This window comes from Methyloversatilis universalis FAM5 (genome assembly GCF_000214035.2).
GTDB lineage: Bacteria > Pseudomonadota > Gammaproteobacteria > Burkholderiales > Rhodocyclaceae > Methyloversatilis > Methyloversatilis universalis.
Genome location: NZ_AFHG01000058.1, coordinates 163,030 through 189,136 on the forward strand (window position 1 = coordinate 163,030; position 26,107 = coordinate 189,136).

At 68.3% G+C, this 26,107-nt stretch carries 29 protein-coding genes; 4 read left to right on the forward strand and 25 right to left on the reverse strand.

The features are described 5' to 3' along the window. The first annotated feature begins 127 nt into the window (after positions 1 to 127). Positions 128 to 1,975 carry a serine/threonine-protein kinase gene (locus METUNV1_RS17725; protein WP_008064170.1) on the forward strand — a complete coding sequence of 616 codons (1,848 nt, stop codon included), beginning with the start codon at positions 128 to 130 and terminating at the stop codon, positions 1,973 to 1,975. Between the two features lie 128 nt (positions 1,976 to 2,103). Continuing rightward, on the forward strand, positions 2,104 to 3,069 hold the full coding sequence (locus METUNV1_RS17730; protein WP_008064171.1) for an AAA family ATPase: 966 nt from the start codon (positions 2,104 to 2,106) through the stop codon (positions 3,067 to 3,069). 16 nt (positions 3,070 to 3,085) lie between these two features. Here the strand turns inward: METUNV1_RS17730 and METUNV1_RS17735 are convergent, their stop codons facing one another. Continuing rightward, positions 3,086 to 4,228, reverse strand: coding sequence for a class I SAM-dependent methyltransferase (locus METUNV1_RS17735; RefSeq protein ID WP_008064173.1), 1,143 nt, complete (start codon positions 4,226 to 4,228; stop codon positions 3,086 to 3,088). 99 nt (positions 4,229 to 4,327) lie between these two features. Here METUNV1_RS17735 and METUNV1_RS17740 point away from each other — a divergent pair, with 99 nt between their 5' ends. Both METUNV1_RS17740 and METUNV1_RS17745 read left to right on the forward strand, forming a co-directional pair. Continuing rightward, on the forward strand, positions 4,328 to 5,074 hold the full coding sequence (locus METUNV1_RS17740; RefSeq protein WP_008064177.1) for a pteridine reductase: 747 nt from the start codon (positions 4,328 to 4,330) through the stop codon (positions 5,072 to 5,074). Positions 5,075 to 5,175: 101 nt separating this feature from the next. Next, positions 5,176 to 6,066 carry an adenylate/guanylate cyclase domain-containing protein gene (locus tag METUNV1_RS17745; RefSeq protein ID WP_081471387.1) on the forward strand — a complete coding sequence of 297 codons (891 nt, stop codon included), beginning with the start codon at positions 5,176 to 5,178 and terminating at the stop codon, positions 6,064 to 6,066. Between the two features lie 36 nt (positions 6,067 to 6,102). Here the strand turns inward: METUNV1_RS17745 and METUNV1_RS17750 are convergent, their stop codons facing one another. From METUNV1_RS17750 to METUNV1_RS17865, 24 genes are all read right to left on the reverse strand, one after another. Next, positions 6,103 to 8,532: a serine/threonine-protein kinase gene (locus tag METUNV1_RS17750; RefSeq protein WP_008064186.1), complete on the reverse strand. Its 2,430-nt coding sequence runs from the start codon at positions 8,530 to 8,532 to the stop codon at positions 6,103 to 6,105. A gap of 96 nt (positions 8,533 to 8,628) precedes the next feature. Then, complete coding sequence (locus METUNV1_RS17755) at positions 8,629 to 9,435, reverse strand: hypothetical protein (RefSeq protein ID WP_043360256.1); 807 nt, start codon at positions 9,433 to 9,435, stop codon at positions 8,629 to 8,631. A 74-nt stretch (positions 9,436 to 9,509) separates the two neighbouring features. Further along, positions 9,510 to 10,229, reverse strand: a complete 720-nt coding sequence (locus METUNV1_RS17760; RefSeq protein WP_008064188.1) for a hypothetical protein — start codon at positions 10,227 to 10,229, stop codon at positions 9,510 to 9,512. Positions 10,230 to 10,360: 131 nt separating this feature from the next. Then, positions 10,361 to 10,675 carry a PsiF family protein gene (locus METUNV1_RS17765; RefSeq protein ID WP_008064189.1) on the reverse strand — a complete coding sequence of 105 codons (315 nt, stop codon included), beginning with the start codon at positions 10,673 to 10,675 and terminating at the stop codon, positions 10,361 to 10,363. A gap of 106 nt (positions 10,676 to 10,781) precedes the next feature. Next, entirely contained in the window at positions 10,782 to 11,717 is a 936-nt protein-coding gene (gene hprK, locus METUNV1_RS17770) for an HPr(Ser) kinase/phosphatase (protein WP_008064190.1), read from the reverse strand. Then, positions 11,686 to 12,174: a PTS IIA-like nitrogen regulatory protein PtsN gene (gene ptsN / locus METUNV1_RS17775; RefSeq protein ID WP_008064191.1), complete on the reverse strand. Its 489-nt coding sequence runs from the start codon at positions 12,172 to 12,174 to the stop codon at positions 11,686 to 11,688. Before ptsN ends, hprK begins: the two co-directional genes overlap by 32 nt. Before the next feature lie 201 nt (positions 12,175 to 12,375). Then, on the reverse strand, positions 12,376 to 12,696 hold the full coding sequence (gene hpf, locus METUNV1_RS17780; protein ID WP_008064193.1) for a ribosome hibernation-promoting factor, HPF/YfiA family: 321 nt from the start codon (positions 12,694 to 12,696) through the stop codon (positions 12,376 to 12,378). A gap of 45 nt (positions 12,697 to 12,741) precedes the next feature. Next, positions 12,742 to 14,187, reverse strand: a complete 1,446-nt coding sequence (locus METUNV1_RS17785; protein WP_008064194.1) for an RNA polymerase factor sigma-54 — start codon at positions 14,185 to 14,187, stop codon at positions 12,742 to 12,744. A gap of 22 nt (positions 14,188 to 14,209) precedes the next feature. Continuing rightward, positions 14,210 to 14,950, reverse strand: a complete 741-nt coding sequence (gene lptB, locus METUNV1_RS17790) for an LPS export ABC transporter ATP-binding protein (RefSeq protein WP_008064200.1) — start codon at positions 14,948 to 14,950, stop codon at positions 14,210 to 14,212. Next, positions 14,943 to 15,386 (reverse strand): recombination regulator RecX, encoded by a 444-nt coding sequence (recX, locus tag METUNV1_RS17795; RefSeq protein WP_008064202.1) that lies wholly within the window; start codon positions 15,384 to 15,386, stop codon positions 14,943 to 14,945. The genes lptB and recX overlap by 8 nt, the downstream gene beginning before the upstream one ends. After that, positions 15,383 to 16,417 carry a recombinase RecA gene (recA, locus tag METUNV1_RS17800; RefSeq protein ID WP_008064203.1) on the reverse strand — a complete coding sequence of 345 codons (1,035 nt, stop codon included), beginning with the start codon at positions 16,415 to 16,417 and terminating at the stop codon, positions 15,383 to 15,385. Before recA ends, recX begins: the two co-directional genes overlap by 4 nt. Before the next feature lie 29 nt (positions 16,418 to 16,446). Then, entirely contained in the window at positions 16,447 to 16,968 is a 522-nt protein-coding gene (locus METUNV1_RS17805; protein ID WP_043360257.1) for a CinA family protein, read from the reverse strand. 15 nt (positions 16,969 to 16,983) lie between these two features. Further along, positions 16,984 to 17,430 carry a phosphatidylglycerophosphatase A family protein gene (locus METUNV1_RS17810; protein WP_008064205.1) on the reverse strand — a complete coding sequence of 149 codons (447 nt, stop codon included), beginning with the start codon at positions 17,428 to 17,430 and terminating at the stop codon, positions 16,984 to 16,986. A 75-nt stretch (positions 17,431 to 17,505) separates the two neighbouring features. Next, complete coding sequence (gene thiL / locus METUNV1_RS17815) at positions 17,506 to 18,489, reverse strand: thiamine-phosphate kinase (RefSeq protein WP_008064206.1); 984 nt, start codon at positions 18,487 to 18,489, stop codon at positions 17,506 to 17,508. 82 nt (positions 18,490 to 18,571) lie between these two features. After that, the gene (gene nusB, locus METUNV1_RS17820; RefSeq protein WP_008064207.1) at positions 18,572 to 19,045 is read right to left on the reverse strand and encodes a transcription antitermination factor NusB; all 474 of its coding nucleotides are present in this window, start codon (positions 19,043 to 19,045) and stop codon (positions 18,572 to 18,574) included. Then, positions 19,042 to 19,515, reverse strand: coding sequence for a 6,7-dimethyl-8-ribityllumazine synthase (gene ribH / locus METUNV1_RS17825; protein ID WP_008064208.1), 474 nt, complete (start codon positions 19,513 to 19,515; stop codon positions 19,042 to 19,044). The genes nusB and ribH overlap by 4 nt, the downstream gene beginning before the upstream one ends. 124 nt (positions 19,516 to 19,639) lie before the next feature. Further along, the gene (ribBA, locus tag METUNV1_RS17830) at positions 19,640 to 20,728 is read right to left on the reverse strand and encodes a bifunctional 3,4-dihydroxy-2-butanone-4-phosphate synthase/GTP cyclohydrolase II (RefSeq protein ID WP_008064209.1); all 1,089 of its coding nucleotides are present in this window, start codon (positions 20,726 to 20,728) and stop codon (positions 19,640 to 19,642) included. After that, entirely contained in the window at positions 20,725 to 21,336 is a 612-nt protein-coding gene (locus tag METUNV1_RS17835; RefSeq protein WP_008064210.1) for a riboflavin synthase, read from the reverse strand. Before METUNV1_RS17835 ends, ribBA begins: the two co-directional genes overlap by 4 nt. A 41-nt stretch (positions 21,337 to 21,377) precedes the next feature. After that, on the reverse strand, positions 21,378 to 23,225 hold the full coding sequence (gene dsbD / locus METUNV1_RS17840) for a protein-disulfide reductase DsbD (RefSeq protein ID WP_193374327.1): 1,848 nt from the start codon (positions 23,223 to 23,225) through the stop codon (positions 21,378 to 21,380). Then, positions 23,219 to 23,566, reverse strand: coding sequence for a divalent-cation tolerance protein CutA (gene cutA, locus METUNV1_RS17845; protein ID WP_008064212.1), 348 nt, complete (start codon positions 23,564 to 23,566; stop codon positions 23,219 to 23,221). Before cutA ends, dsbD begins: the two co-directional genes overlap by 7 nt. Then, on the reverse strand, positions 23,563 to 24,228 hold the full coding sequence (locus METUNV1_RS17850; protein ID WP_008064215.1) for an alpha/beta hydrolase: 666 nt from the start codon (positions 24,226 to 24,228) through the stop codon (positions 23,563 to 23,565). Before METUNV1_RS17850 ends, cutA begins: the two co-directional genes overlap by 4 nt. Continuing rightward, entirely contained in the window at positions 24,228 to 24,536 is a 309-nt protein-coding gene (locus METUNV1_RS17855) for a (2Fe-2S) ferredoxin domain-containing protein (RefSeq protein WP_008064217.1), read from the reverse strand. Before METUNV1_RS17855 ends, METUNV1_RS17850 begins: the two co-directional genes overlap by 1 nt. A 26-nt stretch (positions 24,537 to 24,562) precedes the next feature. Beyond that, positions 24,563 to 25,666, reverse strand: coding sequence for a VanZ family protein (locus METUNV1_RS17860; RefSeq protein WP_008064219.1), 1,104 nt, complete (start codon positions 25,664 to 25,666; stop codon positions 24,563 to 24,565). Further along, positions 25,663 to 26,070 carry a YqaA family protein gene (locus METUNV1_RS17865; protein ID WP_008064220.1) on the reverse strand — a complete coding sequence of 136 codons (408 nt, stop codon included), beginning with the start codon at positions 26,068 to 26,070 and terminating at the stop codon, positions 25,663 to 25,665. The genes METUNV1_RS17860 and METUNV1_RS17865 overlap by 4 nt, the downstream gene beginning before the upstream one ends. Between the last annotated feature and the right edge of the window lie 37 nt (positions 26,071 to 26,107).

Genomic DNA, 26,107 nt, shown 5'->3' on the forward strand with positions numbered 1-26,107 from the left:
TCTCGCTGCTGCGAGCGCCTGTCTCATTCAACCCGGGTAATATGCTGCGCATGCAGCGCTCCGCCCGATTCCTCCCGCATGACTCCTCGTACCCAGCCCGTCCGTACCGGCCGCTGAGGGCCTGCGCATGAACGACGTACGCAGGCTCGGTCGCTACGTGCTCGGACGGGAGATCGGCCGCGGCGAACGCGGTGCGGTGTTCGAAGCGACCGAGCCGGGTGCCGGCCGCACGCTGGCGATCAAGCTGTTCCGCATCGACATCGCGGCTGATCCTGACGCCTATGTCCGCGCGCTCGGTCGCAGCGTGCTGGCGGTCTCCGGCCTGCGCCATCCGGGCGTGGTCCGGCTGCTTGACCAGGGCGTGGCCACCGACGGTCAGCCCTGGGTGGCCAGCGAGCGCCCGGATGCCCGTTCTCTGCGCCAGCTGCTCGATGTGCTGCCGCGCATGTCCTTCGAATGGGTGCGCAGCATCGGTCTGCAGGTGGCGGATGCGCTGGCCTGTGCCCATGCCGCCGGCGTGGTGCACGGCGGGCTGAAGGCGTCCAACATCCTGATCGACGGCGACGGCCGGGTGTCGGTGACCGATTTCGGCCTGCCGGTACCTTCGCCGGACGCGCTGCCGGCCATGCCGCAGTATCTGGCGCCTGAGCAGGTGCAGGGTCTGGCGCCCGACGCGCGCTCCGACGTGTTCTCGCTCGGCGCGCTGATGTTCGAAATGCTGGCCGGACGGCCGCCTTTCGGCTCGCCGCTGACCGGTTCGCTCGCCACGGTGCTGGAGAACATCGCCCACGCACCCACGCCCACGCCGAGCGCGCTCGACCCCGAAGTGCCGCCCGACCTCGACATCGTGGTGATGAGGTCGCTCGCCAAGTCGCCGGTGGACCGCTACGCCGATGCCGGCGCGCTGGCTGTCGCGCTGCGTGGCGCGGTGGTCGATGCGGCCGGCGCGCCGGCGCGCGCGGCGCAGGAGGCCACGCAACCGGCGCCAGGCGTGGAGGAGGCTTCGCCGCCTTACCGGCGAGGGCGCTCCGGCAAGCCGTCAGCGCCGGTGGAGGATGTGCTGGCCGAACTGGCGGCCGACATCGATGCCTTTTCGGCCCGTGGTACGCCTGACGTGTCGATCGCTCCCACGCCCGCTGGGCGGCCGGCCGCACGGAGCGGCCGCGAATCCGCGCCCGCAGCCGTGGCCTTCCCGACCCTGACCGATGTGCCGGTCCCGCGGCCGGCCACTCCGCCGGTGACGCCCGCTGCGCACGCTTCCGCGCCCGTGACGGCGGCTCAGCCGGTTGCGGCGTCGTCCTCGCTGCTGGCGGATCTGGCCGGCGAGGCGCAGCGCATCCGGGCGCATGCGATGCAGATGCAGCGGGGCGAACAGGCTGCGCGCAGCGGCGCGGAACAGGCGCTGTCGCAGCGCCTGATGCGGGTACGCGATTACTTCACCCAGCTGTCCGCACAGCTCAACGTGATCCGGCCCCAGGTGGCGCGCGATTACCCGCTGCTCGGTCTGGGCGTGCTGCGCGGCCTGTCCTGGCTGACCTCGGACGTGAATACGCGCCAGCGTGGTGCGGAGGCACCGGATCAGCTCGCCCGGGTTTCGCTCTCCTGGCTGTTGCGCGGCCAGTCGGTGCTGCGTTGCGAGCGCGACGCACTGTCGGCCGACGCGCTGCGGGCGGCGCTGAAGGAGCACGGGCTGCGGTTCGAGGAACAGCCCTCTCGCGACGACTACGGCCGGCTGCGTGCGCAGGTGTTCGATGTTGCGCCGGAAGTGCGCGGCCGTGCCGAACTGGTGGCCGATTTCGCGACGCTCACGCTGCGGCTCACGCTGCAGAACGTCGAACGTTTCGGCGTGGTCGATTACACCCCGCCGGCGGATGACGCCGGCAACGAATGGCTGGACGAACTGGTGCGGCTGCTGCTCGGCCAGCCCAGCCGCTTCCCGACGCTGGCCCGCCTCATCGTACCGTCCGCCGGCTGACGCCCGCCCGCATGCACCCGATGACTTGATCGGGCGCGAATGATGCTTCATCTTTTACGGGTGCGCGCCGCTCCAGAAACCGGTGCGGCGCGCCGTGGATGCAGTCATCAGGTTTCGGGAGACCAGCCATGGAGCAGGCGGACATTCGGATTCCTCTGGCGGAATGCCGCGAGATCTACGACGTCGGTGACGTCGACCGCGCGATGGAGGCGGGCAGCCCCTCGAGCAACGAGGCGTTGACCGCCTTCTACGCCAAGATGAAGTCGCTGGGCGGCACCCGCTACGTGGTCAAGCCCTCGTCCTTCGAGGGGCTGCGGCCGCTGTACGCGCGCTGCCCCAATTTCGCGCCGGTACTGGACGACCTGAAGCGTTCGCTGGCGCTGGCGGTGGCCGGCAACGAGCCGGTCAGCTTCACCCCCATCCTGCTGCTCGGCGAGCCGGGCATCGGCAAGACCCATTTCGCGCGCCAGCTCGCCAATGTGCTGGGCACCGGCTTCGAATTCGTGTCCATGTCCTCGCTCACCGCTGGCTGGATCCTGTCCGGTGCCTCGTCGCAGTGGTCGCACGCCAAGCCGGGCAAGGTGGCGCAGGCACTGGTCTGCGGCGACTATGCCAATCCGCTGATGGTGCTGGACGAGGTGGACAAGGCCGGCGGCGACGCGCGCTACGACCCGATGGGCGCGCTGTACGGCCTGCTCGAACAGGACACCGCGCGCCAGTTCCGCGATGAATTCGTCGAGGTCGACATCGACGCGAGCCACATCATGTGGGTGTCCACCGCCAACGACGAGCGCGCCATTCCGGAGCCCATCCTGAGCCGGATGAATGTCTATACCGTGCCGCGGCCGGACCGCGAGCAGGCCGGCTCCATCGCCCGCACGCTGTACGAGGAACTGGTGGCCGCACATGACTGGGGCTTCGAGCCGGAACCGGCGGACGAAGTGCTGGAGCGGCTGGCCGAGGTGCCGCCGCGCGACATGCGCAAGGTGCTGCTGGCCGCCTTCGGCAATGCCAAGCTGGCGCAGCGCGACCACCTGCTGCCGGTCGATCTCGACGCGGGGCGGGCCAGCCGGCCGAAGAAGATCGGCTTCTGAGCGCGCCGCCCGCGCGCTACAGCGTGTGGCTGCGGTCGCCGCGTGCGAAGCCGAGCAGCGGCAGATCGTCCAGCCCGCGGGTGGTGCAGATCACCTTGAACAGTTCGCCCATTTCGGCCGGCGAGGTGAGCCGGTTCAGCGCGGTGTTCTCGCGTGCCCGCGTCAGCGCGTCGGCGTCGCGGTCGAGCAGGTCGAGCACGCCGCAGTTCAGCAGGAAGTTGGCCTGCGACGTGTAGCCGGCCAGCGACATGCCGGCGTCGAAGGCGGACTGGGCGACCGCGGTGAAATCGACGTGGGCGGTCAGATCGTTCAGGCCGGGCATCCACAGCGGGTCGGTGTGGGCATGGTGGCGGTAGTGGCACATCAGGGTGCCGGTGCGCCGGTCCGGGTGGTAGTACTCGGCCTGAGGAAAACCGTAGTCGATCAGCAGCAGCGCGCCGCGACCGATGCGGCGGGCCCATTCGGCCACCCACGCGCGGGCGGCGAAATTGATTTCGCTGTCGTAGCCGTCGCGGAAACCGAGCGCCTGTGCCTCGGCCGCCAGTTCGGGCGGCGCCGGTCGCCACACGATTTCGAGCGCGCCGTCGGCGGTGGCACCGACGCCGGCCTGTTCGATGCCGTCGGTGCCGGCGCGCAGCCGTTCGACTGGCATGGCGTCCAGCACTTCGTTGCCGATCACGACGCCGTCAAACTGTTCCGGCAGGCTGTCCAGCCAGTGCACGCGCCCGGCCAGATGTGGCAGTTCGGCTGCGATCAGCGCCTGCTGACGTGCTCGCAGGTCCGCGGACAGTTCGAGTATGGCGTAGCGCTCGGGCAGCGCGCCCTGTCGCTCCAGTTCGGCCAGCAGATCGGCCGCCAGACGGCCGCTGCCGGCGCCTGCCTCGATCAGGCTGTGTGCGCTGTGCGCCATCAGTTCGGCCAGCTGGCGGGCCAGACTGCGGCCGAACAGCGGCGACAGCTCCGGTGCGGTGACGAAATCGCCGCCGCTGCCGAACTTTTGCAGCGCGCCGCTGTAATAGCCCAGTCCCGGCGCGTACAGTGCCCGCTCCATGTAGCGGCTGAACGGCATCCAGCCGCTGCCGGCAAGCTCTTCGAGCATGCGCGCACGCAGGCGGGCGCTGTGGGCGAGGGCTTCGGCATCGGGCTGGGGCAGGGACATGGTGCGGTAATCGTGGCAAACGCGCGGGCGCGGGTCCGCGATAATGCGGCATTGAGACACGGCGGACAAACCGCCGGGCGGAACTACGGTGAGGGAAAGATGGCGATCGAACACGGCAGGGTGGCCCTGATCACCGGCGCGGCGCGGCGGCTGGGCGCGCAGATCGCGCGCACGCTGCACGACGGCGGCTGGCGGGTGGCCATCCATTACCGGCAGTCGGCGGAGGAAGCGCTGTTGCTGCTGGATGAACTCAACGCCCGGCGCGGCAAGAGCGCGTGCTGCCTGTCTGCCGACCTGCTGGATACGGCCCGGCTGCCGGAACTGGTGGACAAGACGGTGGCCAAGTTCGGCCGGCTGGACGCGCTGATCAACAATGCGTCGTCCTTCTACCCGACCCCGGTCGGCAGCATCACGCTGCGCGACTGGGACGACCTTACGGGCAGCAATTTCCGCGCACCGCTGTTCCTGTCGCAGGCGGCCGCGCCGGCGCTGCGCGACAGCGGCGGCTGCATCGTGAATATTGCTGACATCCACGCCGACCGGCCGCTGCCCGGCTACGCGCTGTACAGCGCCTCGAAGGGCGCGCTGGCCACGCTCACCCGGGCGCTGGCGATCGAGCTGGCGCCGCAGGTGCGGGTGAATGGCGTGGCGCCGGGGCCGATACAGTGGCCTGAAAACGACCTGTTCGACGCCGCCGAGCGCGAGCGTATCGTGCAGCAGACGCTGCTGCGGCGCGAAGGCCACCCACAGGACATCGCCCGTACGGTACGCTTCCTGGTGGACGATGCGCCCTACATCACCGGCCAGATCATCGCGGTCGACGGCGGGCGCAGCGTGCATTTGTGACGCATCCGTAGAACCTTTGTCGTATTGCCGCGGTGAAGGCGTGCGTGTAGCGTCGCCTTAGTTTGTAAAATGGCGCAAAGTTCCCGCCCATCCGGCCAGTCATGACATCCCAACATCCCTCTCTGTGCGTGCTGTTCGCTGACGTGTCCGGCAGCACCCGGCTTTACGAGAAGCTGGGTGACGCCGAGGCGCTGCGCGCGGTCGAACGTTGCCTGAACCGCATGAGCCGGGTGGTCGACGGCCATGGTGGCCGGGTGATCAAGACCATAGGCGACGAGGTGATGACCACCTTCCCGACCGCCGATGCCGGCATACAGGCCGCCTGCGAGATGCAGCACCGGGTGACCGACCTGCCGCCGGTGTCCGGCGTGAAGCTGGCGATCCGGGTGGGTTTCCACTACGGCCCGGCGATCGAGGAAAACGGCGACGTGTTCGGCGACACCGTCAACATGGCGTCCCGCATGGCCGGGCTGGCCAAGGCCGGGCAGATCATGACCAGTGCGGAAACGATTTCCGCGGTCACGCTGAGCCTGGCGCCGCAGGTACGCGAAATCGACGCGCTGACGGTGAAGGGCAAGACCGACGACGTGCGGGTGTGCGAGGTGCTGTGGCAGGAAGGCGCCGACCTGACGATGAAGGCGACCAGCATCGTCGCCAGCTACAACGTCGCGCGGCTGATGCTGCGCTACCGCGAGACCGAACTGACCGTGGACAACGCCCACGGCCCGCTGACACTCGGCCGCGACATGAGCAACGAAGTGGTGATCAAGGACCAGCGCGCGTCACGCAATCACGCGCGCATCGAGCGCCGGCGCGACAAGTTCGTGCTGATCGACCAGAGCACCAACGGCACCTTCCTGCGCATCGAGGGCGAGAACGAGGTGGTGCTCAAGCGCGAGGAAATCATCCTGCGCGGCCAGGGCACCATAGGTTTCGGTCACAGCGCGCTGGAACAGGGCATAGACCTGATGAGTTTCGAGGTGCTGGAGTAAGGCACCGCGCGGTGCCGGCGGCTGCCAGCACCGGCTTCACATGCTGATCTTCTTCAGCGTATCCGGATTGCTCACCACCGCCTGACGACGCGACGGCGCAGCCTCCATCAGCGCGGCCGGCGGCAGCGTCTGCAGCCGGGCCAGCATGTCCGGCGTCGCGCAGCCGGCGTCGAAGGCCAGCGTGACCGCGTCCTGGCTGCTCGCCGCCACGCTCAGGCAGTTGCGCCCCAGCTTGCGCGACAGCGGCATCAGTATGCCGGCCTGCACGTTCTGTCCGGTATCCGCCAGGCCACCGGACATGTCCACCACGAAGGCGGCGCTGTCGCGGCCCAGCATTTTCACCTCGGCGCCGAGTACGGCACGCATCGACGCGATTTCCCGCAGCAGCGATCCGGCCACGTCCTCGCCCGGCAGTCCGGTCAGCTGCAGCGCCACCCGGCGTGCGGTGAAGTGGAAGTGGCTGAGAAAGAAATCGCGGCTGAACTGTTCGCCCACCCGCCTGCCGATGTCGGCCAGCGCCTTCTCTTCCGACGCCCAGCTCGTGCCTTCCGGCACGGCGGTGTTCAGATACACCTCCTCGCCGGTCTTGCGGTCGGTGCAGCGTACTGTCCATGAGGTCAGCACCACCTTCTCGACCACCAGGCCGGAAGCCGGCAGCCGCGCGCTCAGGCGCTTGAAGCGCACTTCGCTGTCCACGGTGAAATCCGCGTTCTGGGCCGCATTGGCGTCGTCATTCCAGGTGCGGAAGCCGAAACCCTGGATGTGCTGCTTCAGCGTGTTCTCGGCCAGTGCCGAGCGCTGCGCCGGCGCGTTGGGATCGCCCTCGGCCCAGCGCGAGGCGACGGCCACCGCGATCTTCGGGTCGCCGTTGTTGCGGATGAAATCGACCCGCTCGTCCTGCGACATCTGGTTCAGCGACTTCTGTACCTGCCGCACCTTGACCGCCGCCCTCACCTGACCGGCCATCAGGCCGTCCTTGCCCAGCTGGGGCGGGCCTTCTTCGAGTACCGCCTGGATGAAGTCGCCGCTGCGGTCGAGCAGCCTGGCCTGCAGTGCGTCGTAATGCGCGTTCACCGACTTCGGATCGACGAACAGCGCCACCGCCTTTTCGAGAATCTGCCGGCGCGCATCCTCGCGCAGCGCCTGGGTCACGGCGGCCGGGTTGTCGGCCAGTTTCGGATCGCTCGGGTCCGCGAGGCCGATGGCGCTGATCACCGCCACGCCCGGATCGAGCGCGGGCGCAGGGGTGACGGCTACCGGCGCCGCTGTGGCCGGCTCTGCCGCGACCGGGGCGGTGGGCGGCGGTGCCGCAGGGGCCTCCGGCGCCGGCCGGGTCAGCAGCCAGCCGCCGGCGGCGACCGCGACCAGCGCGGCCGTCACGGCGACCGCAATCGGTGCGCGGGACGGTGCCGGACGGGCGGCGGGAGGCGGCATCGTGGGTGGCGTGTCCGGACGCGGAGCTGCGGCGCCGCTTGCCGGCGCGGCACTGACCGGTGGGCGCGCCGGCTGCTGCAGCGTCGCGTCGGCCTGAGCCGCAGGCGGTGCGCCGGCCATGGTCGCCGTGGCCAGCGTGGCGTCCGACAGGGTGGCGTCGCCCAGATTGACCATGGTCGCGTCCTCGTCCGCCGGCGCTCCCGTCAGCGCGGCGTCGAGCGCGCGCCGGAAGTCGGCGGCGCTCTGGAAGCGGTCTTCCGGCCGCTTGGCCATGGCCCGCTTCACCACCGCGTCGAGACGTGCCGGTACATGCACGTTCAGCACCGAAGGCCAGGGCGGATCTTCCTTCAGCACCTTGTGCATGATGGTGGTGAGCGCACCGGTGAACGGCTTTTCGCCGGTCAGCAGCTGGTACAGCACCACGCCGGCGGAAAAAAGGTCGCTGCGGCCATCCACGGTCTGGCCCATGAACTGTTCGGGCGACATGTAGGACGGCGTGCCCATGACGGTGCCGGCCTGGGTCAGATTGGACGATTCGATGCGGGCCACGCCGAAATCGGCCACCTTTACCGTGCCGTCGGCCAGCAGGATGATGTTGGCCGGCTTGATGTCGCGGTGCACGACGCCGTTGCGGTGCGCGTGTTCCAGCGCGTCCAGCAGCTGGCCCATGATGCGTCCGACCAGCGGCAGCGCGATGCGCTCGTCCGAATCGAAGGCGTCCTTCAGTTCGCGACCCTGCACGAATTCCATTGCGATGAAGGCGGTGCCGTCCGCTTCCTCGCCACTCATTTCCCCATACTCGTAGATGGCCACCACGTTCGGATGGTTGAGCCGGCCGGCCGCCTGCGCCTCGCGCTTGAAGCGCGCGATCACCTCGTCGGCCTCGCTGCGCTCCAGCTGTTCGCGTTTCAGCGTCTTGATCGCGACCCGCCGGTCGATGACCGGGTCGCGCCCTTCGTAGACGATGCCCATCGCACCCTGGCCGAGTTCGCGCAGGATGTCGTACTTGCCCAGCTTGGCGGGGATGCTCACTCGGCTGCTCCGTCGGAATTCAGGCGGACGCCTCCGCCCGCAGGACCGGCTGTGTCGCGGATCGCCATGCCCGCAACGCGGGCACAGCACGGCCGCTTACTTGTACTTCGAATCGATTTCCCAGACCGACTTCTGCACCAGGCGCTGAACCATGCCGTCCAGCGTGATGCCGCCTTCCTGGCTGCTCGACACGCCGAGGATGGAGGAGCCCTTGGCACCGACTTCCATCTTCTCTTCGGTATAGCCCTGGGCCAGCTGTTCGGTGGTGTTGGCGTCCATGATCTTGTAGCGCATGCCGATGATCCACACACCGGCCGCCGCACCGGTCTCGACCGAGCCGACCGCCTCGCCGGCGGCATAGCTGCCACGGCTGCCGCCGAGAATGCCGATGATGTTGCCGATCGCGCGGCCACTGATGCCTTCCTTGGCGGCGGCGACCTGCTCGGCCTTCAGGATGTCGAACTTCACCACGTACTTGGTCGTCTTGAGCTTGCCCTTCTGCAGCATCTTCTTGGCCGAACCCGGGTCGCCCATCGAGTAGGCGAGCTGGAACTCGTTCAGCAGCGGACCGAGGTCCGAGCGCTCGAGCACCTTGAAATTGGCCTGCGACAGTTCCAGTTCGCCGAAGTCGGCGATGTTGTTCGAGGCGAACTTCTGGGTGAAGGTGGCGTTATTGCTCTTGATCTCGCCCGGCACGACGATCACGGTCGGGCCCGGCTTGGATTTGTTGGTGTACTCGATGGCCTTGTACATGGCCTTGTCGGCACCTTCGTTCGCCTTCTGCGACACGCTGCTGCCGGCGGTCGGCGAGGCGCTTTCGAACGTGGGCTGGGCGTGCGCCAGCGTCGCGATGCCGCCGAGGGCGGCGGCCAGCACGGCCGTGTGAAGTCTGCTCAGTTGCATGAAAGTCCCTTTCCCTGAAGTTTCCGGAACCGTACCGTTCCGTTGATCGGCCGCGCGGTCATGCTGCGCGGCGCTTATTTGCCTTTGCGGCTGCCCTTCTTTTCATCGGCGGCCGGCCGGGCGGCGCAGTAGCCGCCGAGCAGCCGGTTCACAACGCCGTCCGCCTGTTCCTCGATCAGCGTGCGTGCCATCGCCAGCGTGTCGCTGCCGGAATAGGATTCGGCGCTGGCGGATGCGTCGGACAGACGGGTGCCGCCCGAGGTGAGCAGTGCGTAATCGATGCTGACCGACACTTCCGGAATGTGCAGCACCGGATTCATGCCGCTGCGCGCCTCGATCAGGCCGCGCATGATCAGCTGGGCGCCGAGCTTCTTCGACGCCGCGAGTGCGGCGTCCGGGTCATTCCGGAAATAGGCATCCACTTCTGCCTGGGCCACCTGGGCGCGGATCTCCTGCTGGGTCAGCGTGCGGATGCCCAGCTTCTGCAGGCGCTTGTGGATGGCGTTGAAATGCGGGCTGTAGCGGGCCTGGTCGGCGGTGATGCCCTCACCGGAGCGTTCGCCCATCACGATCATGATCTTGCGCCGCTTCAGTTCGTCCAGGCAGGGCTGGGGCAGGGCGGCCAGACCGGCGCTGGCGGCCGCGGTGCGAGCGGCGTCCTCGGCGGCATCCTTCTGCGCGTCCTCGGTGAAGCTGAAGGCGCTCGCCGACTGCACCGAGAAGGCAAGCACCAGCGTGCCGGTACAGCGGATCAGCGCGCGCAGGCAGCAGGCAGTGGAGGTCAGGCGCGCCATTGAATTTTCCGGCGTTGGAATACCGCTGGACTATAGCAAAGCCGGACAGGGCGTCTGCCGGCGCTTCTGCGCCGGGTGTTGCATAGCGCACGAACGCCTGCCGGCCAGTGGGTCTGGCCGGCAGGCGGGCATCAGGCTTTCACGCAGTCCGCAATGAAGGCCTTGCGTTCGTCACCCTTCAGCGCCTTTTCGCGGGCGTCCGCGCGGCATTGCTTGCGGCGGTCGGCGAGCGCGGTCTTTTCCTTGCTGTCGACGCTCTTGCCGGCGGACAGGCACTGGCTCATGAAGCTGCTGCGCTCGTCGCCTTTCAGTGTCTTTTCCTTCGCTTCCTTGTTGCAGGCGCGCATGCGGTCCTGCTGGGCGCCCGCGCTTGCGGTGCCGGGGAAAAGAAGGGATACGGAAAGCCCGATCAGGGCGAGAGCGAACGTACGGCGGATGTGCGGCATGACTGACCTCCTGACTGTGTGACGGATGGAAAGACAGAACGCGTGCAGCCGCCCTGTCGGCGGCCGCACGCATCGTATGCCTATGTCATCGTCATGTACAGTCGGGTCAGCCGTCCTCCCCGCCGAGGGCGCGGCGCTGCCGCTCGACGAATTCCAGCGTGGAATCAATGCCGCGGAAGCTCAGGATGGTCGTGCGCACGGCGGCCTCCACCAGCACCGCCAGATTGCGGCCGGCCGCTACCGGGATGACCACCTTGCGTATCTTCACGCCGAGGATGTCCATCATTTCGTTGTCCAGCGGCATGCGGGTGGCTTCCGGCAGGCCGCTCACCTGCTTCTGCAGATGCACCACCAGCTGCAGCTTCATCTTGCGACGACAGGCGGTTTCGCCGAACACGGTGCGGATGTTCAGCACGCCCAGACCGCGCACTTCGAGGAAATCCTTCAGCAGTTCCGGGCAGCGGCCTTCCAGCACGTTCGGCGCGATGCGCGAAATGTCGACGCAGTCGTCGGCCACCAGGCCGTGGCCGCGCGAAATGAGTTCCAGCGCCAGTTCGCTCTTGCCGACCCCGGAATCTCCGGTGATCAGCACGCCCATGCCCAGCACGTCCATCGACACGCCGTGCAGCGTGGTCTGGTCGGCCAGCGACCGGGCCAGATAGGCGCGCAGCTGGTCGATCACCGACGCGGCGCTGCGCTGGGTCGTGATCAGCGGGATGCCGCGGTTCGCGCAGCCGGCGCGGATGGCGGCGGGCGGCTCGGCGCCGTCCGCCACGATGAAGGCCGGCGGGCGGGCGTCCAGCAGGGTTTCGACGATGTCCTCGACCTTGCGGGTGGGCACCGATTCGGCCCACAGGATTTCCGGCACGCCGATGACCTGGATCCGGTGGGTGTGGATGGTGTTCAGGTGGCCGACCAGATCCGCCGGCGACAGGCCGGTCTGGTCGGCGATGATGAGCGTTTCACCGCCTCCGCACTGCCACTGCAGGCGCAGGCGGTCGCGGTTGTCCTCAAACAGCCGCGCGACGCTGAGCTTCCGCATGCGCAGGCTGCCAGGCAGTGAACAGGGTATGGATGGCGGCCACTTCGGTGGCCTGCAGCAGCTGTTCGCGGAAAGCCTTGTCGGCGAACATCTGGGCCAGTTCGGACAGGATCTGCAGGTGCAGTTCGGTCGCCTGTTCAGGCACCAGCAGCACGAACAGCAGATTGACCGGGCGGCCGTCCGGCGCGTCGAAGGCGACCGGTGTTTCCAGGCGCACGAAACCGCCGATGGCTTCCTTCAGGCCCTTGATGCGACCGTGAGGAATGGCCACGCCCTGCCCCAGCCCGGTGGAACCGAGCTTCTCGCGGGCGAACAGGCTGTCGAACACCTGGCTGCGGGCGATGCCCTGGTTGTTCTCGAACAGCAGGCCGGCCTGTTCGAATACGCGTTTCTTGCTGCTGGCCTCGAGACCGAGGCAGATGTTGGCCGCCGGCAGCAGCTTGGCGATGAGCGTCATGACTTCACTCGAGGAGCAGCCTCGTGGAGACAGGTCACACCCGCAGGACGCGGTGAGCGGGAAAGGCGTGGAGCTTGATTCATCTGGAACGACTCCGGACACGCGGCGGGCGCGGTACCGCTGTTAACGGTCACCGCGCCGTGAAGTTGATTGCGCTGCAGCAAAAACGGGATTATACGCCCGCCTCGCAGCGCATCCGCCTCACTCCGCCGGTTGGTGCTTCAGCGCTTCGCGCGAGTGGTCGCCAGTCTTTTCCTTGTGCTTGAGCACCTGGCGATCGAGCTTGTCGATCAGGTTGTCCAGGGTGGCGTACATGTCTTCGCTTTCGGCTTCGACGAAGATGTCCTTGCCGCGGACGTGCAGCGTGACTTCCGCCTTCTGCCGCAGTTTTTCCACCGACAGGATCACGGAAACGCTGGTCACGTGGTCAAAGTGGCGGATCACGCGGTCGAGCTTGGTCTCGATGTACTCGCGGATGGCCGGGGTGACTTCAAGGTGATGGCCGGTGATGGTGAGGTTCATGCTGCCTCCTTTCGTTACGGGACGAAAAATGCGGGGCGATCGGTTTCAGATCGCCTTGCGCACGCTGACCGGCGGGATGTTCAGGGATTCGCGGTACTTGGCGATGGTGCGCCGCGCAACGACGATGCCCTGCTGGCCCAGTATTTCCGCGATGCGCGAGTCCGACAACGGACGCTTGGCATCCTCGGCGCCCACCAACTGGCGGATGAGCGCGCGGATCGCGGTGGCCGAACAGGCCCCGCCGCTTTCGGTCGCCACATGGCTTCCGAAGAAATACTTCAGTTCGAACAGGCCGCGCGTGGTCGCCATGTACTTCTGCGAGGTCACGCGCGAAATGGTGGATTCGTGCAGTTCCAGCGTTTCGGCGATCTCGCGCAGCGTGAGCGGCCGCATCGCCACTTCGCCGAACTCGAAGAACTGACGCTGGCGTTCGACGATGGCCTGCGACACGCGCAGGATGGTGTCGAAGCGCTGCTGCACGTTCTTGATCAGCCACTTGGCTTCCTGAAGCTGGCCGGACAGGCCGCTGCCGCGCTGGCCCTGCAGGATTTCCGCGTACAGCCGGTTGATGCGCAGCCGCGGCATCGCTTCCGGATTGAGCATGGCGGTCCATTGGCCGCGCACCTTGCGCACCACCACGTCGGGCACGATGTAGCGGGCGTCGATCGGCGCGAACTGTGCGCCCGGGCGCGGATTGAGCGAGCGGATGAGCGACTGCGCGGCACGCAGCAGTTCCTCGTCGCAGCCGACCGCGCGGCGGATCTTGGCGAAATCGCGGGCGGCCAGCAGGTCGATGTGCTGGTCGATGATGACGCGCGCCAGCGTGGACACCGCATCGGTCGGCAGCGCATTCAGCTGCAGCAGCAGACATTCGCGCGGGTCGCGCGCACCGACACCGACCGGATCGAAGTTCTGCAGCTGGCGCAGTGCGATCGACAGGTCGTCGAGGTCGATGTCCTCTTCCGGCGGCAGCAGATCGACCAGTTCGGTCAGTTCCTGGTTCAGGTAGCCGTCGTCGTCCAGCGCTTCGATCAGCAGGCGGATCAGCGAACGGTTGCGTTCGCTCATCTGCGACAGTGCGAGCTGGCTGCACAGGTGGTCCCGCAGCGAGGTGCCGGCGGCCTGCACGTCCTGATAGTCGCCGTCGTCGTCATCGCCGCCGCTGCGCGAGCCGTAGCTGCCGCTTTCACCGGACCAGTCGTCCATGTCACCGCCGGCCGGGCCGTCCTGCGGACCGTTGTCCGCGGGCGCCTCGCTGTTTTCGGACGGGCCGCTTTCGCGTTCGCGCGTCTCGCCGCCCATGCCGTCGGGCGGCGGCTGATAGCTCGTCGCCTCGCTGTCGTCGCGCTCCAGCATCGGGTTCTCGTCCAGGAAGCGTTCGATCTCCTGGTTGAACTCGATGGTCGACAGCTGAAGCAGCCGGATGGACTGCTGCAGCTGCGGCGTCAGCGCGAGATGCTGGGAAAGTTTGAGTTGCAGCGACTGCTTCATGATTACCGGTTCTGGCCGTCGTCTACAGGCGGAAATGCTCGCCGAGATAGACCTTCCTGACGCTCTCGTTATACACGATTTCTTCTGGCCGGCCGCTCGCCAGCACCTCGCCGGCGTTGATGATGTAGGCGCGGTCGCAGATGCCCAGGGTTTCACGCACGTTGTGGTCGGTGATGAGCACGCCGATGCCGCGATCCTTCAGGAAGCGGATGGTTTTCTGGATGTCGATCACCGCGATCGGGTCTACGCCGGCGAATGGTTCGTCGAGCAGGATGAAGCGCGGCGAGGTGGCCAGCGCACGGGCGATCTCGACCCGGCGGCGCTCGCCGCCGGACAGCGCGGCGGCCGGGCTCTTGCGCAGGTGGGCGATGCCCAGTTCGTCCAGCAGTTCGTCCAGTCTTGCCTTGCGGCGCGCGGCGTCCTTCTCGTTCAGCTCCAGGATGGCGAGGATGTTTTCCTCGACGTCCAGCTTGCGGAACACCGAATTTTCCTGCGGCAGATAGGACAGGCCGGCGTGCGCGCGCCGGTGTATCGGCAGATGGGTGAGCCGCTCGCCATCCAGCTGTATCTCGCCGCCGTCGGCGCTGACCAGGCCGACGATCATGTAGAAGCAGGTGGTCTTGCCAGCACCGTTCGGGCCGAGCAGGCCGATCACTTCTCCACTGCCGACTTCGAAGGACACGTCCTTCACCACCGGGCGCGACTTGTATTTCTTGCGCAGCCGCTCGACCTTGAGCAGGCTGACGGTCCGGTTCTCACTCATCTTGTTCGGGCTGTTCGCGCAGTACCTTGTGAATGCTATCGGCGGAAAAGCCGCGTGACTGCAGAAATCTGGCCTGTTTCGCCCAGCTTTTCGCATCCGTCGGCCGACTGTCGAATTTCCGGGCCCACACCGCGCGGGCGCGGGCCTGCTCGTCCTGTTCGACCGAAGCCAGGGCTTCGCCCACCTCGCTGTCCGGCACGCCGCGCTGCTTCAGGTCGTGCATCAGCCGGCGGGTACCGAAGCGCGCCGCGCGCGACGCCACGAACTGGCCTGCGAAGCGGGCGTCGGACAGCAGGCCGCTGTCCTCCAGCCGGGCCAGCAATGCGGCGATCGCTTCATCGTCGCCGTCATCGCGCAGCTTGCGCGCCAGTTCGGCGCGGCTGTGGTCGCGCCGCGCGAGCAGGCGCAATGCCTTCTCGCGCAGCGCGTCGTTCACGCAGCGTCCGCCTTGCTGTCGGCGGCGATCACCGCCAGTTCGGGCATGGCGCAGGCGACCCGGACCTTGTTCTCGATCTCGCGGGCCATGGCCGGATTGGCGCGCAGGAACTCGCGCACGTTGTCCTTGCCCTGACCGATGCGGTCGCCGTTGTACGAATACCAGGCGCCGGATTTCTCGATGAACTTGTGCAGCACGCCCAGCTCGATGATTTCGCCTTCGCGCGAAATGCCCTCGCCGTAAAGGATGTCGAACTCGGCCTGCTTGAACGGCGGCGCCACCTTGTTCTTCACCACCTTGACACGGGTTTCCGAGCCCACCACCTCTTCGCCCTTCTTGATCGCGCCGGTACGGCGGATGTCCAGGCGGACCGAGGCGTAGAACTTCAGCGCGTTGCCGCCGGTGGTGGTTTCCGGGTTGCCGAACATGACGCCGATCTTCATCCGGATCTGGTTGATGAAGATGACCAGCGTGTTGGTGCGCTTGATGTTGGCGGTCAGCTTGCGCAGCGCCTGGCTCATCAGGCGGGCCTGCAGGCCGGGCAGCGAATCGCCCATTTCGCCCTCGATTTCGGCCTTCGGCGTCAGCGCGGCGACCGAGTCGATGACGATGATGTCGACGCCGCCCGAGCGCACCAGCATGTCGGCGATTTCAAGCGCCTGTTCGCCGGTGTCCGGCTGCGAAATGAGCAGGTCGCTCACGTTGACGCCCAGCTTGCCGGCGTACTGCACGTCGAGCGCGTGTTCGGCGTCGATGAAGGCCGCGGTGCCGCCCAGCTTCTGCATCTCGGCGATCACCTGCAGCGTGAGCGTGGTCTTGCCGGACGATTCCGGGCCGTAGATCTCGATCACCCGGCCGCGCGGCAGACCGCCGATGCCGAGTGCGATATCCAGCCCGAGCGAGCCGGTCGATACCGCCTGGATGTCGTTCTCGAGCTGGCCGTCGCTCATGCGCATGATCGAGCCCTTGCCGAACTGCTTCTCGATCTGCGCCAGCGCTGCGGCGAGCGCCTTGGCCTTGCTGTCGTCCATGCGTAATCCTTTCGTCTGAATGCGGTCGATTATGGCACAGTTCTTGCCACGGGGTCTTGCGGCGTCGCGCCCAGCAAAGCCAGGAGCACAGCCAGTGTATGACATGCGGATTGTCGGCGAACCGCTTCGCGGTCACCGTCGAAATGCCGGGTTTCGCTGCGTATCCGGCCATCGGCCAGCGCCCAGCCGAAGCACACGGTGCCCACCGGCTTGCCGGGTACTGCGCCACCCGGACCGGCAATGCCGGTGATCGACAGCGCGGCCGTCGCGTCCGAATGCGCGAGCGCACCGCGCGCCATCTCCAGCGCCACCGGTTCGCTGACCGCGCCATGCGCCTTCAGCGTGGCGTCGGCGACCCCCAGCATCCGCTGCTTGGCGGCGTTGGAATAGGTGACGAAGCCGCAGTCGAACCAGGCCGAACTGCCGGCGGTGGCGGTGACGATTTCAGCTACCCAGCCGCCGGTGCACGATTCCGCGGTGGCCAGCACCGCGCCTGCCGCCTTCAGCGCAGCCCCCGCGTCCACCGACAGCCGCTGCAGTTCCGCGTCCATCGCCATCCTCTCTCGTCAGAACAGGGCGCTGTAGAGCCGCCAGGCGATCGCGATCGACACCGCGGCAAAGACCGCGGCGATCACGTCGTCCAGCATGACGCCGAAGCCGTGCTTCATGTTCACATCGACCCAGCGCGCCGGCGGCGGTTTGAAGATGTCGAAGAAGCGGAAGGCGAAGAAGGCCAGCAGCTGCCACCAGAAGCCGACCGGCGTGACCCACAGCACCAGCCAGAAGGCGACGATTTCGTCCCACACGATGGCACCGTGGTCCGCCACGCCCAGTACCCGCCCGACGCGCTGGCAGCAGGCCGAGCCCAGCGCGAAAGCGACCAGCAGGAAGAGCGCGAACGCGCCGTCGGAGAACGAGGGCTTGATCAGCAGGTAGAGCGGCCACGCCGCCAGCGTGCCCCAGGTGCCGGACGCGAAGGGGATCAGTCCGCTGCCGAAGCCGCAGGCCAGCATGTGGGCCGGGTGGATCAGGAAGCTGGGGCCGGGATAGGGTGTTCTGGTTTTCATGTGCGCAGGCGGGCTGCCGGATCAGGAAAAATGGTCGTAGCCGCGACGCGCCACCGGCATTGACCGGCCGCTGGCATCGACCAGCTGGACGCCTTGGCCGGCCTCGATGTGGCCGATGCGGGTCAGCGCCAGCCCGAGACGGGCGGACAGCGCGGCCAGCGCCGCGTCGGCGGCGGGCGGTGCGCAGAACAGAAGTTCGTAATCGTCGCCCCCGGCCAGCAGCGCGTCGCGCACCGCGGCGCGGTCGCTGCAGGCGGCGTCGAGCGCAGTCCAGGGCAGCGCGGCGTCCTCGACCACCGCCGACACCTTGCTGGCGGTGGCGATGTGGCCGAGATCGGCCAGCAGGCCGTCGGACACGTCGATCATCGCGGATGCGAGGCCTTTTAACGCCGCGCCCAGCGCCACCCGCGGCTGCGGCTGTTCGAGTGCGGTGATGCAGTCGGCGCGCGCCGCGGGCGCCAGCGTGAGCCGGCCCAGCAGTTCGGCCAGACCGAGTGCCGCCCGGCCGGGCTGGCCGGACACCCAGATGCGGTCGCCGGCCTGCGCACCGCCCCGCCGTACGGCACGGCCGCAGGCCACCTCGCCGAAGGCGGTGACGCACAGATTGAGCGGGCCACGGGTGGTGTCGCCGCCGATCAGGTCCACGCCGAAGGTGTCGGCACAGTCGAAAAAGCCGGCGGCGAAGGCGGCCAGCCAGTCGTGGTCTAAGCCGGGCAGCGACAGCGCGAGCGTGACCCAGCGCGGCGTCGCGCCCATCGCGGCGACGTCGGACAGATTGACCGCCAGCGTTTTCCAGCCCAGCCGGCGCGGGTCGGTGTCCGGCAGGAAGTGGGTGCCGGCGACCAGCATGTCGCTGGTGACCGCCAGTTCGTGGCCTGGCGACGGGGACACCAGCGCGCAGTCGTCACCCGGGCCGAGCGCGGCGGCGCGCATCGGCCGCACGAAGTGACGGCGGATGAGATCGAACTCCGGGCTGGGCGCGGCGGTGTGCTGCGGGGCGCTCATGCGGATGCCCCGGCCGGCGCGTCAAAGCTGTCTGAAGCGCCCGCGGCGCACACCGCACGCATCGCTGTGGAGGCGTTCGGACTCAGCCGCGCGGGCGGTTGCGCGCCGCTTCGACCTCGACTGCGCGCAGCACCGGCGCGAGCTTGTCCAGCACGCCATTGACGAACTTGTGGCCGTCGGCGCCGCCGAATTCCTTGGTCAGTTCGATCGCTTCGTTGATCACCACCCGGTAGGGCGTTTCGATCATGTGCGCCAGTTCGTAGGTGGCCACCAGCAGGATGGCATGCTCGACCGGCGACAGTTCGTCGATCTTGCGGTCGATCAGGCCGGAAAAATGGCCGCGCAGCGTCTCGGCGTTATCCAGCGCGCCATTCAGCAGCTGGCGGAACAGCTTGCGGTCAACCTTGGAAAACCCGGGGTCCTCGCTGAGGTGGGCGTCGATGGCCGGTGCGTCGTTGCCGGACAGCAGCGACTGGTAGATGCCCTGCACCGCGTATTCGCGGGCGAGGCGGCGGCCGGACTTGCGCGGGGCGTCGGGTTTGGCGTCCATGGTCATTCAGTCAGCGTGGCGAGCAGGCGGGCCATTTCGACCGCGGCACGGGCACAGTCGCTGCCCTTCTCGTGCATGCGGGCGATCGCCTGATCATCGTTTTCGGTGGTCAGCACGCCGTTGGCGATCGGCACGCCGGTCTTGAGCTGGATGTCCGCCACGCCGCGCGCCATTTCGTTCGACACGATCTCGAAGTGGTAGGTCTCGCCGCGGATGACCGCGCCGAGTGCCACCAGCGCATCGTACTTGCCGGACAGCGCCAGGCGCTGCAGCACCAGCGGCAGTTCCAGCGCGCCGGGCACGGTCACGATCAGCGTATCGGCTGGCGCCACGCCCAGCTTGCGCAGTTCGTCGCAGCAGGCCGACAGCAGGCCGTTGCCGATGTCCGGGTTGAAGCGTGCGGTCGCGATCGCGACCCGCAGGCCTTTGCCGTCGAGGTTTTCCTCGATTTCGGGGATGTCGTTGAAGCGGGGCATGTCGATGTCCGTGTCAGTTGTTCATTGCGCTGGATGAGGGCGCCGCGCCATCCGCCGGGCCGCCCCAGGGATGGGCTCTGCCCCCTCGGGTGCAGCGAACGGAGTGAGCGTGGGGGCCAGCATCTCAGTCTTGCAGGTAGCCGGTCAGTTCGAGATCGAAGCCGGCCATGCTGGGAATCTTGCGCGGGCTGGCGAGCAGACGCATCTTGCGCACGTTCAGCGAGCGCAGGATCTGCGCGCCGACGCCGAAGGTACGCGCGTCCCAGCGTACCGCCGGCGCAGTCGTCGGGTCAGTCAGCAGGGTGCGCAGGCTGGCGTCGGTTTCGGTCCGGCGCAGCATGACGATGACGCCGCTGCCGGCTTCGTTGATCCGCTGCATCGCGCGGTCGATGCTGAAGCTGTGGCGGTCGCTGTCGGCGTCCAGGAAGTCGAGCACCGAAATCGGCTCGTGCACCCGCACCAGCGTTTCGGTGTCCGGCGTGATGTCGCCCTTCACCAGCGCGAGATGGATTTCACCGGTCGTGGTGTCCTCGAAGCCGTGCAGCGTGAAGCGGCCGTAGGCATTGCTCACTTCGCGCCTCGACACTTCGCGCACCAGTGCCTCGTTGGCGGCGCGGTAGGCGATCAGGTCGCGGATGGCACCGATCTTCAGCCCGTGTTCGGCGGCGAATTCGATCAGGTCCGGCAGGCGCGCCATGGTGCCGTCGTCCTTCAGGATTTCGCAGATCACGCCTGCGGGTTCCAGCCCGGCCAGCTGGGCCAGGTCGCAGCCGGCTTCGGTGTGACCGGCGCGGATCAGCACGCCGCCCTTCTGCGCCTGCAGCGGGAAGATGTGGCCGGGCATCACGATGTCTTCCGGCTTGGCGTTGCGGGCAACCGCGACCTGGATGGTGCGGGCGCGGTCGTGGGCCGAAATGCCGGTGGTGACGCCGGTGGCGGCCTCGATCGATGCGGTGAAGGCGGTGCCGTGCGGGGTGCGGTTGTCGCGCACCATCTGCTTCAGGCCCAGTTGGGCGCAGCGCTCTTCGGTCAGCGTCAGGCAGACCAGACCGCGGCAGTGCTTCACCATGAAATTGATGGCCTCGGGGGTCACGAACTCGGCGGCGAGTACCACGTCGCCCTCGTTCTCGCGATCTTCCTCGTCGACCAGGATGACCATGCGGCCTGCCTTGATGTCGGCGATGATGTCCTTGACCGGCGCCAGTGCGCTCATTTGTGTGTGCCCTCTGCAGACATCATGCGCTCGGCGTAGCGGGCGATGAGGTCGATTTCAAGATTGACCCGGCTGCCTGCCTTCAGGCTGCCGAGCGTGGTGACCTGTACCGTGTGCGGAATCAGGTTGATCGAGAATTCACAGCCGTCGTCGACGTCGGTCACGCGATTCACGGTGAGGCTCACGCCCTGAATCGTGATCGAGCCCTTGCGGGCGATGTAGCGACCCAGCGCCGGCGGCGCGACGATGACCAGTTCGTGCGATTCGCCGATGCGCTCGAAGCGGCGCACCGTGCCCACGCCATCGACGTGGCCGCTGACCAGATGACCGCCGAGGCGGTCGGACAGGCGCAGCGCCTTTTCCAGATTCACTTCGCCGGGCGCGTCCAGGCCGACGGTGCAGTCCAGCGTTTCCTTCGACACGTCGAACTGTGCGTTGCGGCCGTCCATGCCGATTACCGTCAGGCACACGCCGTTGTGGGCGATCGAGTCACCGAGCGCGACGTCGTCCAGGCCCAGGCCGGCGGTGTCCACGGTCAGGCGGACGCCCTGTTCAAGCGGGTCGATGCGGGTGATGCGGCCGACGGCGGCCACGATGCCGGAAAACATGGGAAGGTCGATGCGGGGAAAGGAAGCAGGATTTTACGCGATCAGCGGGCGCTGCTGACGGCCGCGATGCGGTCCAGCGTCGCAACGAAGCGCTCCGGCGGCACAAAACCCACAGTACGCGCCGATTCGACCTCCTGGCCAGCGCTGAAGAACAGCGTACCCGGCGGTCCGTACAGGCCGAAACGCTGGAGCAGTGCCTGATCTGCCGGGTCGTTGCCGGTCACGTCGGCTTTCAGCAGCGTGAAACCGGCCAGTTTCGCGCGCACGGCCGGATGGGCGAAGGTGTCGCGCTCCATTTCCCGGCAGCTCACGCACCAGTCGGCGTAGATGTCCAGCATGACCGGGCCGGTGCTGGCCGCCAGCCGGGCGTCCAGTTCGGCCACGCTGCGCACCGGCTCGAAAGCCGGCCCGGCTTCGGCCGCGGCGCCGCTGCGCAGCACCGAAAGCGGCTGCAGCGGATCGCGCGAGCCGGCGGCGGCACCGATCAGGATGCTGGCGCCGGCCAGCAGCGCGATCACGCCCACGCCCTTCCACAGGCGCTGCCACCCCTTCGCGTGCGCCGGCAGCGGGTCGAGCGCGTGCAGATGCATGCTGGCGCCGATCAGCAGCGCGGCCCAGGCCAGCATGACCAGCAGGCCGGGCAGTACCGGCTGTGCGATCCAGATCGCGGTGGCCAGCAGCAGCACGCCGAAGAAGCGCTTCACGCCCTCCATCCACGGGCCGGTATGCGGCAGCAGCGAACGCGAGGCGACACCGACCGCGATCAGTGGCGTGCCCATGCCCAGCGCCATGGCGAACAGCGCCAGCCCGCCGAGCGCGGCATTGCCGGTCTGCGCGATATAGAGCAGGGCGCCGGCCAGCGGCGCGGCGACGCAGGGACCGACGATGAGCGCCGACAGCGCGCCCATCGCGACCAGCCCGCCGACCGAGCCGCGGCGGTGATTTGCGCTGTCGGACAGCCGCGACTGCAGTGCGGTCGGCAGCTGCAGTTCGTACAGGCCGAACATGGACAGCGCCAGCGCGACGAACAGCAGCGCGAAGCCGCCCAGTACCCAGGCGTTCTGCAGCGCGGCCGACAGCAGCGTGCCGGACAGCCCGGCCGCCACGCCGACCGCGGCATAGGTCACCGCCATGCCCAGCACGTAGGCGGTCGACAGCGTGAGCGCGCGTCCGCGTGTCACCTGCGCGCCGTGGCCGACGATGATGCCGGACAGGATGGGCACCATGGGCAGCACGCAGGGGGTGAAGCACAGCAGCAGGCCGAAGCCGAAAAAGCAGGCGACCACCCAGGCGGGGTGGCCTTCCTCAAGCAGGCGGCGGGCGAACGAGCCGTCGTCGGCGGTCGTTGCCACGCCGGCGTCGGCTTTCGAGGCAGCGCGCGGCGTCTCGCTGGAAGGGCCTGCTGTCTGCGCCCGCAGCCGGTCCAGCAGCCCGTGTCCTTCCGGGTCGCTGGCGGCCCACACCCGCTCGCCCGGCCGCGCCGGATCCAGCCTGACCGTCTGTTCGGTCGGCGGATAGCACACGCCGGCATCGGCACAGCCCTGGGAGCTGACCTTGAGCGTGACCGGGCTGCCGCCGGCGGCGGTCAGCGGCAGCCGCACCGGCAGGCTGTCGCGGTGCACCTCGACTTCGCCGAAAATTTCGTCCTGCTTGCGGCTGCCCGGCGGGATGTCCGGCACGCCGAGCACCGCCTGTTCGGCCGCGAAGCCGAACTTGTCGCGGTACAGGTAATAGCCGTCGGCGATGTCGAAGCGCACTTCGACCGTGTTGCGGTCGATCACCCGGGCGGACAGCCTGAACGCCTGTTCCAGCGGCAGCAGTTCCGGGCCGGCACGCAGGGCCGGGCTGGCCAGCAGTGCCAGCCAGACCAGCAGGATGCGCATCAGCATGACCGGCCTGCTCCGCCGCAGCCGGCGTCCACCCACTGCAGATAGGCCGGCAGACCGCGCGTCACCGGCAGCGCGATGATTTCCGGCAGTTCGTACGGATGAAGCGCGCGCAGCGCCGCTTCCAGCGCGTCGTAGGCGTTGGCGGTGGTCTTGATCGCCAGCGGCACTTCGCTGGCGTCCTCCAGCGCGCCCTGCCAGACGTAGACCGAGCGCACCGGTGCGCCGATGCTGACGCAGGCGGCGTGGCCGCCTTCGACCAGCGCGCGCGCGATGCGCGCCGCGGTGTCTGCGTTGGGCAGCGTGGTCATGACCAGCAGCACGCCGGGCAGATCGGCGCTCATTGCCCGGCCGGTGCGGTGGCGCGCCACCAGCGTTCGATCAGCAGGCGCAGCACATGCAGCTTGCCGTGGAAGAAATGCCCGGTATCGCCCAGCACCGCCACCGGCAGGTTCTGCGGCGCCGACCACGCGAGCACGTTCGCCAGCGGCACGACCTGATCGCGCTCGCCGTGGATCACCAGCGCGTCCTCGCGCACCGGGCCCGGCTCGTAATGGCGGATGCCCTCGACACTGCCGGCGGCCAGGCCGACCAGCACCATGCCGGCCACCGGGCGGCCGTCCTCGGCCAGCCGGTCGGCCACGCGGGTGGCGACGAAGGCGCCGAAGGAAAAGCCGGCGACGATGACCGGCAGGTCGCCGTAAGCATTCAGGCCGTGTTCGATGACCGCCAGCTGGTCGTCGGTTTCGCCGTGGCCTTCGTCGTGCGTGCCTTCGGTGGCGCCGACACCGCGGAACTGCGAGCGCAGCGTGACGCAGCCCAGCTCGCGCAGCGCGCGCGCCACGGTCACCACCACCTTGTTTTCCATGGTGCCGCCGAACAGCGGGTGCGGATGGCCGATCAGCGCCAGCGCGCGCGGCGCATGGTCCGGCTGCTCGGCCAGCACCTCGATGCCGCCGACCGGGCCGGCGATGACCGTGCGGTCGGACTGGATGCGCGTATTCATCAGACCTTCAGCCGCTCGACCACGCGGCCGTGCTGCAGGTGTTCGGAAATGATTTCGTCGATGTCCTCGCGGTCGACATAGGTGTACCAGACCGCTTCCGGGTAGATGACCATGACCGGGCCCTGGTCGCAGCGGTCCAGGCAGCCGGCCATGTTCACCCGGGTCTTGCCCTCGCCGGACAGGCCCAGCGCCTTGACCCGCTGCTTCGCGTAGTCGCGCAGCGCGGAGGCGCCGAGCGTGGCGCAGCACTGTTCGCCTTCGGCGCGCTGGTTGCAGCAGAAGAATACGTGGTGCTTGAAGTGACTCATGAGGTGCGGTTCCGGAGAAAGCGTGATTATCGGTGATCGTGCGCAGCGTGGCGGCCCCGGCTTTCCTTCAGTTGCAAAGCCATCAGGTAGGGCAGCGCGAAATACGGCCACAGCGCCGACGTGAGCCGGGTCAGGCCGCTGAAATTGAAGAAGTGTCCGGCCCTCCAGGCGTCCGACACAGCCGACGGGTAGGGGTTGTCCGGCGCCAGATTGACCAGGGCCACGCCGGCCAGCAGCGCCAGCGCGGCGACGCCGAAGCGCAGCGACAGCGGCAGCCACAGCGCAACCCGCAGCGCCAGTGCGCCGGCCGCCAGTCCGGCCAGCGCGCCCGGCGTCATCCACAGCCAGGCGCCGCCGTCCGGCACCAGTACCGCGCCCGAGCCGGCCTTCACCGCCAGCGCGATGCCGAAGGTGCTGCCCAGCAGCCACAGACTGCGCGCCCGCATCGTGTGCCAGCCGATCACGCCCACGCTCACCATGGCGCACACGCAGGCGCCGATCTCGACCGCGCGGTAGCGCCGCTCGGTGAAATCGACCGGCGCCTCCAGCCCGAACAGGCCGCGCAGGTCGCCCAGGCCGAACAGCGGCGTGTCCGGGTCGATCTGCGCCAGCCACCACAGGAACAGCAGCAGCAGCGCGAATTCGCCGATGTGGCCGCGCACGATGCGCCGCGTGCGCCAGCGCGCCAGCAGGCCGCCGTGGCCGAGCAGGGCTCCCCAGCGCAGGCCCAGCAGCGCGCCGAACGCGCCGCCGACGGTATTGGAGGCGACATCCAGATTGGACGGTACCCGGCTGGGCAGGAAGTGCTGCAGCACTTCCATTGACACCGACAGCCCGCAGGACAGCAGCACCGCCGTGCCGAATGCCGCCGCGCGGCGCTGGCCCGGGGTCAGCGCCGCCACCGCCAGGAAGCCGAGCGGCAGATAGCCCAGCGCGTTGGCGATCACGTCGAAACGTGTCCAGTAGCGCGGCCAGGGGGCGAGCAGGAAACCGAACAGGTCGCCGCCGGCGTCGCGCACCGGTCCCATCGGGTGCAGGCTGGCGTAGGCAATCAGCAGCGTCCACAGCAGCGCCAGATTGCGCGCGAGGTGGGTGGTGTGCGGCGAGGCCGGGCGGGGCGGTCGGGTCATGCCACCAGTCCTGCAATCACAACGTAGCGGGCACCCTTGCCCAGCGCCATCATGAAGGCGCTGCGCAGCGGCGGCAGCCGCAGCCAGCCGGCGGCGATGCACAGCGCGTCACCGATCAGCGGCACCCATGAGAGCAGCAGCGCCGGCGCGCCGTGCCGCTGCACCAGCGCCAGCCGGCCCGGCAGTTCCTTGCGCGGGATGAAGCGGCCCATCGCGTAGCTCACCATGCCGCCGGCAGTGTTGCCGACGGTGGCCAGCAGCAGCGCGATGTCGCGCTGTTCCGGATGTGCGAGCAGCACCGCCAGCAGCACCGCCTCCGAACCGCCGGGCAGCATGGTCGCCGACAGGAAGCTGGCGGCCGCGAGCCCGGCCAGGCTGGCGTCGGCGCCCGGCATGAAGTCCATGCTCAACACCGGCCGGCGACCGCCATTTGCCCACGGC